The 12,911-nt window shown below is 67.7% G+C and carries 18 protein-coding genes; 14 read left to right on the forward strand and 4 right to left on the reverse strand.

Annotated features, from left to right (window positions below):
- The 10 genes from ssuE to VSO01S_RS23565 all read left to right on the forward strand — a co-directional run.
- A partial coding sequence (gene ssuE / locus VSO01S_RS23525) for an NADPH-dependent FMN reductase (protein WP_068645213.1) occupies positions 1–473 on the forward strand: 473 nt, incomplete at its 5' end.
- 134 nt (positions 474–607) lie between these two features.
- Positions 608–1,582, forward strand: coding sequence for a sulfonate ABC transporter substrate-binding protein (locus VSO01S_RS23530; protein WP_068645214.1), 975 nt, complete (start codon positions 608–610; stop codon positions 1,580–1,582).
- A 13-nt stretch (positions 1,583–1,595) separates the two neighbouring features.
- Complete coding sequence (locus VSO01S_RS27340; RefSeq protein ID WP_153305397.1) at positions 1,596–1,736, forward strand: hypothetical protein; 141 nt, start codon at positions 1,596–1,598, stop codon at positions 1,734–1,736.
- A 19-nt stretch (positions 1,737–1,755) separates the two neighbouring features.
- A complete protein-coding gene (ssuC, locus tag VSO01S_RS23535) occupies positions 1,756–2,625 on the forward strand; it encodes an aliphatic sulfonate ABC transporter permease SsuC (RefSeq protein ID WP_068645215.1) in 870 nt (289 codons plus the stop codon).
- Entirely contained in the window at positions 2,622–3,437 is an 816-nt protein-coding gene (locus VSO01S_RS23540) for an ATP-binding cassette domain-containing protein (RefSeq protein ID WP_068645216.1), read from the forward strand. The genes ssuC and VSO01S_RS23540 overlap by 4 nt, the downstream gene beginning before the upstream one ends.
- A gap of 56 nt (positions 3,438–3,493) precedes the next feature.
- Positions 3,494–3,709, forward strand: a complete 216-nt coding sequence (locus VSO01S_RS23545) for a TOBE domain-containing protein (RefSeq protein ID WP_068645217.1) — start codon at positions 3,494–3,496, stop codon at positions 3,707–3,709.
- A 91-nt stretch (positions 3,710–3,800) separates the two neighbouring features.
- Positions 3,801–4,709: a serine O-acetyltransferase EpsC gene (gene epsC / locus VSO01S_RS23550; protein ID WP_068645218.1), complete on the forward strand. Its 909-nt coding sequence runs from the start codon at positions 3,801–3,803 to the stop codon at positions 4,707–4,709.
- A 52-nt stretch (positions 4,710–4,761) separates the two neighbouring features.
- Positions 4,762–5,316, forward strand: a complete 555-nt coding sequence (locus tag VSO01S_RS23555) for an NADPH-dependent FMN reductase (RefSeq protein ID WP_068645219.1) — start codon at positions 4,762–4,764, stop codon at positions 5,314–5,316.
- Positions 5,317–5,439: 123 nt separating this feature from the next.
- Complete coding sequence (locus tag VSO01S_RS23560) at positions 5,440–5,616, forward strand: type II toxin-antitoxin system HicA family toxin (RefSeq protein ID WP_068645220.1); 177 nt, start codon at positions 5,440–5,442, stop codon at positions 5,614–5,616.
- Between the two features lie 94 nt (positions 5,617–5,710).
- A complete protein-coding gene (locus tag VSO01S_RS23565; protein ID WP_068645221.1) occupies positions 5,711–6,151 on the forward strand; it encodes a type II toxin-antitoxin system HicB family antitoxin in 441 nt (146 codons plus the stop codon).
- A gap of 90 nt (positions 6,152–6,241) precedes the next feature.
- Here VSO01S_RS23565 and VSO01S_RS23570 read toward each other — a convergent pair whose 3' ends face one another.
- A complete protein-coding gene (locus VSO01S_RS23570; protein WP_068645222.1) occupies positions 6,242–6,889 on the reverse strand; it encodes an FMN-dependent NADH-azoreductase in 648 nt (215 codons plus the stop codon).
- Positions 6,890–7,045: 156 nt separating this feature from the next.
- On the opposite strand from VSO01S_RS23570, the gene VSO01S_RS23575 reads away from it, so the two are divergent.
- On the forward strand, positions 7,046–7,966 hold the full coding sequence (locus tag VSO01S_RS23575) for a LysR family transcriptional regulator (protein WP_068645223.1): 921 nt from the start codon (positions 7,046–7,048) through the stop codon (positions 7,964–7,966).
- Between the two features lie 18 nt (positions 7,967–7,984).
- Here the strand turns inward: VSO01S_RS23575 and VSO01S_RS23580 are convergent, their stop codons facing one another.
- Entirely contained in the window at positions 7,985–8,641 is a 657-nt protein-coding gene (locus VSO01S_RS23580; protein WP_068645224.1) for a Crp/Fnr family transcriptional regulator, read from the reverse strand.
- Positions 8,642–8,757: 116 nt separating this feature from the next.
- Between VSO01S_RS23580 and VSO01S_RS23585 the strand changes: the two genes are divergently transcribed.
- Positions 8,758–10,335 (forward strand): phospholipase D-like domain-containing protein, encoded by a 1,578-nt coding sequence (locus VSO01S_RS23585; RefSeq protein ID WP_068645225.1) that lies wholly within the window; start codon positions 8,758–8,760, stop codon positions 10,333–10,335.
- Positions 10,336–10,390: 55 nt separating this feature from the next.
- Here VSO01S_RS23585 and VSO01S_RS23590 read toward each other — a convergent pair whose 3' ends face one another.
- Positions 10,391–10,816 carry a type II toxin-antitoxin system VapC family toxin gene (locus VSO01S_RS23590; RefSeq protein WP_084242074.1) on the reverse strand — a complete coding sequence of 142 codons (426 nt, stop codon included), beginning with the start codon at positions 10,814–10,816 and terminating at the stop codon, positions 10,391–10,393.
- Positions 10,803–11,036: a FitA-like ribbon-helix-helix domain-containing protein gene (locus tag VSO01S_RS23595; RefSeq protein ID WP_068645227.1), complete on the reverse strand. Its 234-nt coding sequence runs from the start codon at positions 11,034–11,036 to the stop codon at positions 10,803–10,805. Before VSO01S_RS23595 ends, VSO01S_RS23590 begins: the two co-directional genes overlap by 14 nt.
- A gap of 140 nt (positions 11,037–11,176) precedes the next feature.
- On the opposite strand from VSO01S_RS23595, the gene VSO01S_RS23600 reads away from it, so the two are divergent.
- On the forward strand, positions 11,177–11,812 hold the full coding sequence (locus tag VSO01S_RS23600) for an RBBP9/YdeN family alpha/beta hydrolase (protein ID WP_068645228.1): 636 nt from the start codon (positions 11,177–11,179) through the stop codon (positions 11,810–11,812).
- Positions 11,809–12,822 (forward strand): sulfate ABC transporter substrate-binding protein, encoded by a 1,014-nt coding sequence (locus VSO01S_RS23605; protein WP_068645229.1) that lies wholly within the window; start codon positions 11,809–11,811, stop codon positions 12,820–12,822. The genes VSO01S_RS23600 and VSO01S_RS23605 overlap by 4 nt, the downstream gene beginning before the upstream one ends.
- The last annotated feature ends 89 nt before the right edge of the window (positions 12,823–12,911 follow it).

Below are 12,911 nucleotides of genomic sequence, written 5' to 3' on the forward strand. Positions count from 1 at the left end.
CCGTGCGCGACCTGCCGGCGCAGGCCCTGCTGGCCGCCGATGCCTCGCACCCGGCGCTGCAGCGCGCCGCCGACCAGCTGGCGGCCGCCCGTGCGGTGGTGGTGGCTACGCCGGTCTACAAGGCTGCCTACAGCGGTGCGCTGAAGGTCTTTCTCGACCTGCTGCCGCAATCGGCGCTCCAGGGCAAGGCCGTGCTGCCCCTGGCCAGCGGCGGCAGCCCGCACCACATGCTGGCGCTGGACTACGCGCTGCGGCCGGTGCTGCAGTCGCTGGCGGCGCGGCACATCCTGGCCGGCGTCTATGCCACCGATTCGCAGGTGACCCTCACGCCCGAGGGCGCCTACCACCTGCAGGCGGAGCTGGCGCAACGCCTGGACGACAGCGTGGCCGCGCTGGCCACCGAGGGCCTGCGCCTGCCGCCATCCGCCGCTTTCGAGCCCGTGCATTTTTCCCAGGTGCGATGTAGCGCCTGAGGCCTGTCGCGCCGTGGCCGGTACTGGCCGCGGCAGCCTTCTCTTTCACCCATTTCGCGCTTTGCCTTCGACGCGGCCCACCGGGCCGCGCGGGAGAACTCGCGCCTCGAACAACACGCATTGCAAGGATCGATATGACGAATCACACCGTTTCGACACAACGCCGCCGACTCATCCAGGCCGCCGCGGCCGCGGGCCTGGGCCTGCCCGCCATCGTGGGCCTGTCGCAGGCGCAGGCACAGGCCGGCCGCCAGCTTCGCGTCGGCAACCAGAAGGGCACCCTCTCGCTGCTCAAGGGCCGCGGCACGCTGGAAAAGCGCCTGGCACCGCTGGGCGTGTCGGTGAAGTGGACCGAGTTCACGGCCGGGCCGGTGCAGCTGGAAGCCCTCAACGTGGGCTCCATCGACTTCGGCGATGTGGGCGAGGCGCCGCCCATCTTCGCGCAGGCCGCCGGTGCGCCGCTGGCCTATGTGGCCGCCACGCAGCCGCGCCCGCAGTCCGAGGCGGTGCTGGTGCCCAAGGATTCGCCGCTGAAGTCGGCGGCCGACCTCAAGGGCAAGAAGGTCGCGCTCAACAAGGGCAGCAATGTCCACTACTTCCTGGTGAAGCTGCTGGAGAAGAACGGCCTGGCCTACAGCGACGTGAACGTCGTCTTCCTGCCGCCGGCCGATGCGCGCGCCGCCTTCGAGAAGAAGTCGGTCGACGCCTGGGTGATCTGGGACCCGTTCAGCGCCGCTGCCGAAGAGGCGCTGGAGGCGCGCCGGCTGGTGGATGCCACCGGCGTGGTCAACAACCGCGCCTACTACTTCTCGTCGCTGGATTACGCGCAGAAGAACCAGGACGTGATCAAGGTGCTGATCGACGAGATCAACCAGGTCGACGTGTGGGGCGCGGCGAACAAGGCCGCGCTGGGGGCCGAGCTGGCGCAGCTGTGGGGCCTGTCGCGCTCGGTGGGCGAGGCCACCACGAGCCGCACCGTGTTCGGCGTGGGGCCCATCACCAAGGCCATCCTGGCCGAGCAGCAGGCGATTGCCGACACCTTCTACGGGCTCAAGCTCATTCCGAAAAAGATCAACGTGCTCGAGGCTGCGGCCGCGGGCCTGGCCTGAAGGAGCGTTTGCCATGCAAGACCTCAACAGCAGCAGGAGAAGCAATAACGACGTGCGCTGGCGCATCGTCCAGGTGATGCGCACCACCGCCCAGGCGTGGGGCCTGCCGCGGCGGCACCCCCGCACGCGGGTCCTTCCGCGCTTTGCCATCTGAGCCGCCGGGAGCCCACCGCATGAGCGAACAACTCTCGACGCTTCCGGCATCCGCAGCCATTGGCTCGCCCGCGGTGGTGGAAGCAGCCCCGGCCCTGGCCGCGCTGCGTGCGCTGGCCCGTGCCGTGGGGCGAAGGCTGGTGCCCTGGCTGGTGCCGCTGGCGCTGGTCGTGGCCTGGCAGGTCGCGTCGTCCGCCGGCTGGCTCTCGGCGCGCGTGCTGCCGGCGCCGCTGGACGTGCTGCGCTGCGCCTGGGAACTCACGCTCTCGGGCGAGCTGTGGGCGCACCTGAAGATCAGCGCCGGCCGGGCCTTGCTGGGCCTGGCCATCGGCGGCGGTGCCGGGTTGCTGCTGGGCCTGCTCACCGGCTCGGTGCGCTTCTTCGAGACGCTGCTCGACTCCACCGTGCAGATGGTGCGCAACGTGCCGGCGCTGGCGCTCATTCCGCTGGTGATCCTGTGGTTCGGGATCGAGGAGACGGCCAAGATCTTCCTGATCTCGATTTCGGTGTTCTTCCCGATCTACCTCAACACCTTCCACGGCATCCGCAACGTGGATCCGCAGCTCATCGAGATGGGGCGCAGCTACGGCCTCACGCGCTGGCAGCTCTACAAGGAAGTGATCCTGCCCGGCGCGACCTCGTCGATTTTGGTGGGGCTGCGCTTCTCGCTGGGCCTCATGTGGGTGATCCTGATCGTGGCCGAGACCATCTCGGCGCAGGCGGGCATCGGCTACCTGACGATGAACGCGCGCGAGTTCCTGCGCACCGATGTCGTGCTGGTGGGCATCCTGCTGTACGCGCTGCTGGGCAAGGTGGCGGACGTCTTTGCACGGGCCTTGGAGCGCGGCTGGCTGCGCTGGCATCCGGGTTACCAGGGGAAGGGCGCATGAGCGAAGCAGTTGCCATCGAACGGGAAGAGGGCGTGCGCCTGCAGGCGCAGGGCCTGACCAAGCGCTACGGCCAGCGTGAGGTGCTGCGGCATCTTCAGCTGTCCATCGAGCCGGGGCAGTTCATCGCCATCGTCGGGCGCAGCGGCTGCGGCAAGAGCACCTTGCTGCGCCTGGTGGCCGGGCTGGAGCAGGCCAGCGAGGGCCAGTTGCTGGCCGATGGCAAGCCCATCGACGGCCTGCGCGAAGAGGTCCGCATCATGTTCCAGGAGGCGCGCCTGCTGCCCTGGCGCCGCGTGCTGGACAACGTGACGCTGGGCCTGCCGAACGAGGCGCGTGCACGCGGCGCCGAAGTGCTGGCGCAGGTGGGTCTGGCCGAGCGCGAAGGCGAATGGCCGGCGCGCCTGTCGGGCGGGCAGCGCCAGCGCGTGGCCCTGGCCCGCGCCCTGGTGCACCAGCCGCGCCTGCTGCTGCTGGACGAACCGCTGGGCGCACTGGATGCGCTCACCCGCATCGAGATGCACCGGCTGATCGAGTCGCTGTGGCAGCGCCATCGCTTCACGGCCTTGCTGGTCACGCACGACGTGCAGGAGGCGGTGGCGCTGGCCGACCGCGTGATCCTCATCGAGGACGGGCGCATCGCGCTGGACGAAGCCATCAACCTGGCGCGGCCCCGCTCGCAGGGCGACCCGGCATTCGCGGCGCTGGAAAAACGCATCCTGGACCGGGTGCTGCAAAAGGAGCCCGAAGCGGCACCGGCCAACGACACCGCATGGCTCGGCCCGGCGGCGCATGCGCTGCGCTGGGCGGTCTGAGCGCCTTATTTCTTCATCGATCCACTCACTCACTCACGCAAAAAGGAACCCTCGACATGTCCATCCAAGCCATCAACGTGCGCAACCAGTTCAAGGGCCGCGTGCGCGAAATCATCCGCGGCGACGTGCTCTCCGAGGTCGATGTGGAAACGCCCTTCGGCATCGTCACCTCCGTCATCACCACCCGCTCCATCGACGAGCTGCAGCTGCGCATCGGCTCCGAGGTGGTGGCGCTGGTGAAGGCCACCGAGGTGTCCATCGCCAAGCTCTGAAAGGCCTCGCAAGGTTCGCGGCAACGCCCGATTTCAAACCGGCCTACCATCCACTCATGGGCGCTCCGGATGCGCCCGATGAGAGGATGGAATGTCTCAATTCGATGTGGGCGATATCGTGACGGCGCTGCGCGCGGTGCGCGGCGAATGGCGCGATTCGCAGAACCGGCCCCGCGAGCCGGTGAGCCGCGAACTGCCGTCGCGCGACCAGCTGGCGCAGACGATCGAGCAGCTCAAGGGCGCGCTCTTTCCCATGCGCCTGGGCCCGCCCGACCTGCGCCACGAGAGCGAGGATTTCTATGTGGGCCACACGCTCAACTCGGCGCTGCATTGCCTGGAGACGCAGGCGCGCCTGGAACTGGCGTACCAGGTGCGCCACGGCGGCCCGCAGGCGGCCGAGGTCGACGCACAGGCCACGGCCGCCATCCGCGCCTTTGCCGCGGAGCTGCCGGCCATCCGCCGCCTGCTGGACAGCGACGTGCTCGCCGCCTACCAGGGCGACCCGGCGGCGCAGAGCGTGGACGAGGTGCTGCTGTGCTATCCGGGCGTGCTCGCGCTCATCCACCACCGCCTGGCGCACAAGCTGTACGGGCTGGGCCTGCCGCTCTTGGCGCGCATCGTGGCCGAACTGGCGCACAGCCAGACCGGCATCGACATCCACCCCGGCGCCAGCATCGACGCGGGCTTCTTCATGGACCACGGCACCGGCGTGGTGATCGGCGAGACCGCCATCATCGGCAAGCGGGTGCGGCTGTACCAGGCCGTGACGCTGGGCGCCAAGCGCTTTCCCACGGACGCGGACGGCAACCCGCAAAAGGGCCTGCCGCGCCACCCCGTGGTGGAAGACGACGTGGTCATCTACGCCGGCGCCACCATCCTCGGGCGCGTGACCATCGGGCGCGGCGCCACCATCGGCGGCAACGTGTGGATCACGGCCGACGTGCCGCCGGGTGCGAGCGTGACGCAGGCGAGCCTGCAGAACGCGCGGCCCGTGCCTTGAATATCAATTCGAATCCCCTCAACCCTCTCTCTTTTTTTTGGAGATTTACCGCATGAGCCAACTCAAGATCGCCGTGGTCATCGGCAGCCTTCGCAAGGACTCGCTCAACCGCAAGCTGGCCCTCGCGCTGGCCAACCTCGCCCCGGCCGGCGTGACCTTCGAGCATGTGCGCATCGACGACCTGCCCCTGTACAACCAGGACCAGGACGGCAACCAGGCCGAATCGGTACGGCGCCTCAAGAGCGAAATCGCCGCGGCAGACGGCGTGCTGTTCGTCACGCCCGAATACAACCGATCCATTCCCGGCGTGCTCAAGAACGCCATCGACAACGCATCGCGCCCCTACGGCCAGAGCGCCTGGGCCGGCAAGCCGGCGGGCGTCATCGGCATCTCGGTCGGCGCCTTGGGCACGGCGCTGGCACAGCAGCACCTGCGCAACATCCTGGCCTACCTCGACGTGCCCACGCTGGGCCAGCCCGAGGCCTTCGTGCAGAACAAGGAAGGCCTGATCGACGACAAGGGCCACGTCACGGTCGAATCCACGCGCGAGTTCCTCAAGGGCTGGGTGGAGAAGTACGTGGCGTGGGTGAAGGCGCACACGGCCTGACGCTGGCCTGGGCGAGACCGGCCTGCGGGCCGTTTGGCAAGCCACCTTCTTGTAAACAAAAATGCTTGTATAAACAAGCAAAATTGTTTATTCTTCCGGCGTCAGAACAACGCAGGGAGGGAAGTGAAGATCAGCGAATTCAAGCGGTGGCTTGAATCGCAAGGGGTGGAGGTGACGAACGGAACGAACCATTGGAAGCTGCGCTACCAGGGCAAGTTTTCGACGCTGCCGCGGCACCCCTCCCAGGAACTGAAGGAAGGCACGCGACGGGCCATCTTGAAGCAACTGGGCTTGAACTGAGTCACCGGGCAGGCCCTGCGGGGCCTTGCCGTCTGACCTGATCTTTGCTGTAGCCCCATGCGCTTTTCTTGGCGCGATGAAAGGTGGAAAAGCTATGTTGAAATTTCCGGCTCGCTTCGAGCCCGATCCGGCAGGGGGCTACGTCGTCACGTTCCGGGACATCCCCGAAGCCATCACGCAGGCCGACACCCTCGAAGAGGCCCGGGAAATGGCGCGCGACGCGCTGGTCACCGCCATGGATTTCTATTTCGAGGATGGCCGTGCGGTTCCTGCGCCAACCAAGTCCAGGCGCGGCGAGGAGGTCGTGGCGCTTCCTCCTTCGATCGCCACCAAGGTGGAACTGCTCAATCGAATCGTTCAAAGCAAGACGCGGCCGATCGACCTGGCTCGCCGCATGGGGATCAAGGCACAGGAAGTCACACGCATCCTGGATCTGCACCACACGACCAAGATCGACACCCTGGCCGACGCCTTTGCCGCCCTGGGCTACGAACTGGACTTGTCCGTGAATCAGCGGCCTGCTGCGGTGGCTTGACCTCCAACTGGCCCGGGTCCAAAGAAAAAAGGCTCCGAGCCCGTTGTCGAACGGGCTCGGAGCCTTGTCTATTTACAGGCGAAAGCAGGATCAGGCAGCAGCCTTGGCGCTTTCCTGGTTGGCAGCCTCGGTGCTCGCACGGCGGATGTCGCCGGCAGCGGCTTCCAGCGCCTGGGCCTTTTGCTGTTCGCCCATGGCCAGGCCTTCGGCGCGCACGAAGCGCACGTCGGTGATGCCGAAGAAGCCGAACACCACCTTCAGGTAGCTCTCCTGGTGCTCGGCCGCCTGGCCGGCTTCGCTGGTGGAGTAGATGCCGCCGCGGGTCGAGACCACGATCACCGTCTTGCCGCCGGCCAGGCCTTGCGGGCCCTTTTCGGTGTACTTGAAGGTGCGGCCGGGCTGCGCCAGGCGGTCGATCCAGGCCTTGAGCTGGCTGGGGATCGAGAAGTTGTACAGCGGCGCGCCCACCACGACCACGTCAGCGGCCAGGAACTGGCTCACCAGTTGCTCGGACACCGCGTTCTCGCGCTTTTGCGCCTCGCTCAGTGGCGTGCCCTCGGGCAGGCGAAAGCCCAGCGAATCGGCGTCGAAGTGGCTGGGGGCCGAGACGGACAGGTCCAGGTACTGGACTTCGGTGCCGGGACGGGTGGCAACCCAGTCGGCCACCGTGTTGGCGGTGAGACGGCGCGAAACGGAATTGGCGCCCAGGACGCTCGAATCAACGTGCAGCAGCTTCATGACTTGCTCTCTTCCTTTGGTTGGGGCCGACGCGGTGATGTGTCGGCATGGAGAGAAGTCTATTTATGTGGCGATTGATTGATAAGACGGCGAAATTGACTTAGATTGTTCCAAAAATAGGACGACGATCAATTTCCAAAGGAAAAGGAGGGCGCCATGCAGGATCTGAACGACATGGTCTATTTCGCCGAGGTGGCCGAGCGCGGCGGCTTTGCGGCGGCTGGGCGGGCGCTGGGCATTCCCAAGTCGCGCCTGTCGCGCCGCGTGGCCGACCTGGAGGCGCAGCTGGGCGTGCAGCTGTTGCAGCGCAGCACGCGCAGCCTGTCGCTCACGCCGGCGGGCGAGCTCTACCTGCGCCACTGTGTCGCCATGCGGGATGCCGCCCAGGCGGCGGCCGAGGCGGTGGCCCAGGTGCAGACAGAGCCGCGCGGCACGGTGCGCATCAGCTGCCCCGTCACGCTGGCGCAGGCGGCCGTGGGGCCGCTGTTGCCGCGCTTCATGCAGCGCTACCCGGCCGTGCGGGTGGAAATGCTGATCCTCAACCGGCCGGTGGACCCGGTGGAAGAGGGCGTGGACATCGCGCTGCGCGTGCGCCCGCAGATCGAGGACAGCGCCACCCTGGTGGCCAAAAGCTTCGGCGAAAGCCGCGGCCTGCTGGTGGCCAACGCCGAACTGCTGCGCCGGCAAGGCCCCATCCGCACACCCCATGACCTGGAGCGGCTGGACACCGTGGCCATGTCCGCGGCCGGCGACGGCCGCGCGTCCATCCGGCTGGAAGGGCCGGGCGGTGCGACGCACGTGCTGCACCACGCGCCGCGCTACCTGGCCGACGACCTGGCCACCCTGCAGTTCGCGGTACTGGCGGGCACGGGCGCCGGGGTGCTGCCCGACTACATGTGCCGCACCGACCTGCGCAACGGCCGCCTCAAGGAGGTGCTGCCCGGCTGGGGTCCGCACCCGGGCATCTGCCATGCGGTGTTTCCGCAGCGGCGCGCGCTCGTGCCGGCGGTGCGCAAGCTGATCGACTTCCTGGCGGAGAACATGAGTGGCGCCGACCCGCTGGACTACTCGATCTGATCCGCCGTCTGCATGCAGCTACCAGGCGGCGGGCGGCTTGCGCAGCAGCACGATGCGGCCTTCTCGCCGGGCGATGTAGCCGCCGGCGGCCAGCTCCTTCATCACGCGGTTCACCATCTCGCGCGACGATCCGACGCGGTCGGCAATGTCCTGCTGCGTGAGCCGGTGGCGCACCACCCGCTCGGTGCCGCCTGCGGGGTCCGAGAGTTCGCTCAGCAGGTGCACGACGCGGCTGTACACATCCTGCAGCGCCAGGCTGCGAACCTGCCGCGTGAGCCGCCGCACCATGTGCATCAGCTTGCGCGTGAGGTGCGCGCCGAACGCCGGGTACTCGGCAAGAAAGGCCTGCAGCTCCTGCGCCTGCACCACGCGGCAGCTGCACGGCTCGATGGCCTGGATCGACGCCGAGCGCTGCGATCCGTCGAGGGCGAGTTCGCCGAAGTACTCGCCGGGGCCGTATTCGGCCAGCACCACTTCGCGCCCGTCTTCCGAGCTGGCGTAGGCCTTCACCCGGCCGGCGAGAACGATGTAGAGCGAGTCGGTGCTGTCGCCTTCGTTGATCAGGATGGCATGCGCCGGAAAGCTGCGCACCTGGCCGCGTGAGCCCACGGCCTGGAGCAAGGCCTGCGGCAGGCGGTTGCCCGCGTCATCGTCGGCGGCGGCATCGGCAGTCATGGCTCTGGCAGACCCGGAGGCCGGGCTCTGGCTGGAAGACGCAGTGTGAACTATTTCACTCAGGTTGGGCGCACTGCTGACTCGTGGAATGTGGGCCGCCTGTCTAGATTCCACCCATGCTTTCGCACCGCCTTCGCCGCTGGTTCCTGTTCCTGCTGGTCGCGTTCCTGGCCGCTTGCTCCAGCCTGCCGCAGGAGGTCATGCGCACGCCCTCGCAGCGCATCGACGATGTGGCCGCCACCGCACTGGGCGCCATGGCCGAGGCATCGCTCGGCGAGCAGGAAGAGGGCGCGGCAGGGCGCTCCGGCCTGCGCCTGCTGCCGGCGGGCGTCCAGGCCTTCGAAGCCCGCATCGCGCTGGTGCAAATGGCCCAGCGCAGCGTGGACGCGCAGTACTACCACATTGCCGATGACGCCTCGGGCCGCCAGTTCCTGCGCGAGCTGCGCGACGCCGGTGCGCGCGGCGTGCGGGTGCGCCTGCTGGTGGACGACCTGTATGCCGGCGAGGAAGAGGCCCTGCTGGCGGGACTGGCTGCCCAGCCCGGCGTGGAGGTGCGTCTTTTCAACCCGCTGCCGGCGCGCGACGGCAGCGTTGCGCGGCGCACGCTGCTGTCGCTGCGCGAGTTCTCGCGCATCAACCGCCGCATGCACAACAAGTTGCTGGTGGCGGACAACGCATTCGCCATCAGCGGCGGCCGCAACATCGCCGATGCCTATTTCGAGCGCAGCGAGCCGGCGCACTTCATCGATCTGGACGTGCTGACCGCCGGCCCGGCGGTGGCGCGCATGTCGGCGGTGTTCGACGACTACTGGAACAGCGAGCAGGCCTATCCGGTCCAGAGCCTGGCCGCGCCGGACGAACAGGGCGAAGCGGCGCGCCTGGCCTTCGATGGGCGGGTTCAGGTCGCCGGCATCGGCGCCGAGCCGAGGGCGGCAGAGCGCGACGAGCTGGGCCAGGCCTGCGTCGCCGCCCAACTGCGCAGCGGCAAGGTCGAGCTGACGCTGGCACCCGTGCGGGTGGTCGCCGATCCGCCCGGCAAGGCAGCCACCGGGCGCCGGGAAGACGGCGCGGTGATGCGCGCCAAGCTGGAGCTGATGCAAGGCGCATCGTCGGAGGTGTTTCTGGCGTCGCCCTACGTCGTGCCGGGTGAAGATGGTCTGCGGGCCTTGCGCGCGGTGGCGCAGCGCGTGCGCGTGTCGCTGGTGACGAACTCGCTGGCCACCACCGACGAGCCACTGGTGCACTTCGGCTACGCCCGCTACCGCACGGCCTTGCTGGACATGGGCGTGGCGCTCTACGAGCTGATGCCGGGGCAGGCGCAGCCGCCGGCCGATGCGCCCCGCCGCGCATCGCTCGGGCGCCTGCATGCCAAGCTGGCGGTGGTGGACGGGCGGTGGCTGTCGATCGGCTCGATGAACATGGACAGGCGCTCCGCCCAGTTGAACACCGAGATGGTGCTGATCGTGGACAGCCCCGTGCTGGCCGCGCAGGCTGCCTCGCTGATGCGGGGAGAGCGTCTGCCGCAGGCCTACCAACTGCGCGCCCAGGGTGGCAGCAGCGAACTGCGCAGCCTCCAATGGGTGTCGCAGCAGGGCGAAGGCGAGGTGGTGCTGGCCCGCGAGCCGGCCCTGAACTGGGGACGCAGGCTGCGCCTGTCCGTGCTCGCGGCGATGGTGGACGAAGAGCTTCTCTAGGCGCAATGGCCTTTTTACAACCTGGCGGCGGGACTCTTCGTCGGGCGCGCCATGGTCAAGGAGCGGAGGAAAACGGGTTGAACAAGCGCACGCCCGTGTCGGCGAAATCGCGGGTATTGCGCGTTACCACCGTCAGGTCGTGCAGCAGCGCGGTGGCGGCAATCTGCTTGTCCAGGCCGTTCTCGGGATGCGGCACGCGCAGGCGGCCCCAGATCTGCGCGGCATCGAAGTCGAAAGGGAGGATGAACTCGCGGTATTCCTCGATCATGTCGGTCAGCCATGACTCCAGCCGCCGGGCCTGCACGTGATCGCCGCGATGTCGAATCAGGTCGACGCCGCGGCGCAGTTCACCCACCGTCACGGCGGACAGCCACAGCCGCGTGCCCTGTACGGCGCTTTCACGCAAGAACGCCTGCACGCCCTCATCGGCCGCGCGGCCCTTCCGCGCTTCGCTGATGACGTTGATGTCAATCAAATACACGTGCAGCCTTGCCGTCCTGGACGCGCTCGAAATCGGAATCCAGTCCCACAGGGGGCATGGAGGCCAGCACATCGGCCAACGGGCGACGGCGAGGCTTGAGCAGAACCTCGGCCAGCAAGGCGCGATGCTCGGCCTCCATGCTGCGGCCATGACGGGCTGCGCGTTCCTTCAGCGACAGCACGATGGCGTCGTCCACGCTGCGAACGATCAGGCTGGGCATGGGAATCTCCCGACAAATGAGTTGATATCAATGCTATCACCGAAAGCAACGCAAGTCACTCGCGTCAGATCAGTTGGAAATTTTCTTTATGCGAATTTACCCATAAACAAACAAACAGATATTCGTTTGTTATCCGAGGCATGCTTCGGACAATCCCAGGCTCGAACCTCTTTCCACAGCCTGTGAGCCACTTCCAGACCCTCTTCGTGCCCGACTGGCAAGACGCCAACGCCGGCCACTGGCAGCGCCTGTGGGCTGGCGAACTGGCCGGCGCGCACTGGTTCACCCCGCCCGACGAGACCACGCCCCACCGCGAAGCGTGGCTTCAGTCCCTGGAGGCGCTGGTGCTGTCGGCGCAGGCGCCGGTGCTGCTGGTGGCACACGGCCTGGGCTGCATCGCCGCCGCCCACCTGGGCGAGGCGGCGGCGGCGCGGGTGCACGGCGCGCTGCTCGTGGCACCGGTCGATCCGGAGCGGCGGGCCCAGACGTCCAGCTTTGCGCCGGTGCCCCATGCGCCGCTGCCGTACCGCAGCGTGATGGTGGCCAGCAGCAACGACCCGGGCTGCCCGGTGCGCCTGGCCGGCGCCTTTGCCCGCGCCTGGGGCAGCGAATTCGTCCGTATGCAGAATGCGGGGCATATCGACCACGACTCGGGACACGGCCCCTGGCCCCTCGGCCAGGCGCTGTTCCAGTCCTTGACCCACGGGGGCGCACAGGTTGCGGCGCCCGTGCAGGCACCTTCCTCTTTCAACGCAGAACGATTGGCTCATCCATGACCACCAGAACCAGAAAAATTCTTGCCGCCTTCGCCCTGGCCGCCGCCGCCGTCATGCCCGCCTTTGCGCAGCAGGGCAACAGCCTGCTGAACGTGTCCTACGACGTGGCCCGCGAGTTCTACAAGGACTACAACGCCGCCTTCGTGGCGCACTACAAGAAGACCACCGGCAAGGACGTCAAGATCGACCAGTCGCACGCCGGCTCCAGCGCCCAGGCGCGCGCCGTGGCCGACGGCCTGGAAGCGGACGTGGTGACCATGAACACCACCACCGACATCGAGTTCCTGGCCGACAAGGGCGTGGTGGCCAAGGACTGGGCCAAGAAGTTTCCCGACAACGCGGCGCCCACCACCTCGACCATGCTGTTCCTGGTGCGCAACGGCAACCCCAAGGGCATCAAGGACTGGGACGACCTGATCAAGCCCGGCGTGCAGGTCGTGGTGGTCAACCCCAAGACCGGCGGCAACGGCCGCTATGCCTACCTGGCCGCCTGGGGCTACGTGAAGAAGAAGGGCGGCAGCGATGCGCAGGCCGCCGAGTTCGTGGGCAAGCTGTTCAAGAACGTGCCGATCCTGGCGCGCGGCGGCCGCGATGCCACCGCTGCCTTCCTGCAGCGCAACATCGGCGACGTGCTGATCACCTTCGAATCGGAAGTGGTGTCCATCGACCGTGAATTCGGCGCCGGCAAGGTGGATTCGGTGTACCCGTCCATCAGCATCCTGGCCGAAAACCCGGTGGCGGTGGTCGAGCGCACCACGGCCAAGAAGGGCACGGGCGAACTGGCCAAGGCCTACCTCGACTACCTGTACTCGGAAGAAGGCCAGGAAATCGCCGCCAAGCATGCCCTGCGCCCGCGTTCGCAAGCCGTGTTGAAGAAGCACGCCGCCACCTTCAAGCCGGTGCAGCTGTTCACCGTGCAGGAACTGTTCGGCAGCCTGAGCGAAGCGCAGAAGGTGCACTTCAACGATGGCGGCCAGTTCGACAAGATCTATACCCCCGGTACACGCTGAATCCGAATTTCTCCCTCTCCCCCTGGGAGAGGGCCGGGGTGAGGGCATGCGCGCCATTGGGGGCGGCGCGCCATGATGAAGGTGGCGCG

The organism is Variovorax soli NBRC 106424 (assembly GCF_001591385.1).
In the GTDB taxonomy this organism is placed as follows: domain Bacteria; phylum Pseudomonadota; class Gammaproteobacteria; order Burkholderiales; family Burkholderiaceae_C; genus Variovorax; species Variovorax soli.

Coding starts and splice junctions, on each gene's coding strand:
- VSO01S_RS23530 (WP_068645214.1), top strand. CDS start 608: ATGACGAATCACACCGTTTCGACACAACGCCGCCGACTCATCCAGGCC.
- VSO01S_RS27340 (WP_153305397.1), top strand. CDS start 1,596: ATGCAAGACCTCAACAGCAGCAGGAGAAGCAATAACGACGTGCGCTGG.
- ssuC (WP_068645215.1), top strand. CDS start 1,756: ATGAGCGAACAACTCTCGACGCTTCCGGCATCCGCAGCCATTGGCTCG.
- VSO01S_RS23540 (WP_068645216.1), top strand. CDS start 2,622: ATGAGCGAAGCAGTTGCCATCGAACGGGAAGAGGGCGTGCGCCTGCAG.
- VSO01S_RS23545 (WP_068645217.1), top strand. CDS start 3,494: ATGTCCATCCAAGCCATCAACGTGCGCAACCAGTTCAAGGGCCGCGTG.
- epsC (WP_068645218.1), top strand. CDS start 3,801: ATGTCTCAATTCGATGTGGGCGATATCGTGACGGCGCTGCGCGCGGTG.
- VSO01S_RS23555 (WP_068645219.1), top strand. CDS start 4,762: ATGAGCCAACTCAAGATCGCCGTGGTCATCGGCAGCCTTCGCAAGGAC.
- VSO01S_RS23565 (WP_068645221.1), top strand. CDS start 5,711: ATGTTGAAATTTCCGGCTCGCTTCGAGCCCGATCCGGCAGGGGGCTAC.
- VSO01S_RS23570 (WP_068645222.1), bottom strand. CDS start 6,889: ATGAAGCTGCTGCACGTTGATTCGAGCGTCCTGGGCGCCAATTCCGTT.
- VSO01S_RS23575 (WP_068645223.1), top strand. CDS start 7,046: ATGCAGGATCTGAACGACATGGTCTATTTCGCCGAGGTGGCCGAGCGC.
- VSO01S_RS23580 (WP_068645224.1), bottom strand. CDS start 8,641: ATGACTGCCGATGCCGCCGCCGACGATGACGCGGGCAACCGCCTGCCG.
- VSO01S_RS23585 (WP_068645225.1), top strand. CDS start 8,758: ATGCTTTCGCACCGCCTTCGCCGCTGGTTCCTGTTCCTGCTGGTCGCG.
- VSO01S_RS23595 (WP_068645227.1), bottom strand. CDS start 11,036: ATGCCCAGCCTGATCGTTCGCAGCGTGGACGACGCCATCGTGCTGTCG.
- VSO01S_RS23600 (WP_068645228.1), top strand. CDS start 11,177: ATGCTTCGGACAATCCCAGGCTCGAACCTCTTTCCACAGCCTGTGAGC.
- VSO01S_RS23605 (WP_068645229.1), top strand. CDS start 11,809: ATGACCACCAGAACCAGAAAAATTCTTGCCGCCTTCGCCCTGGCCGCC.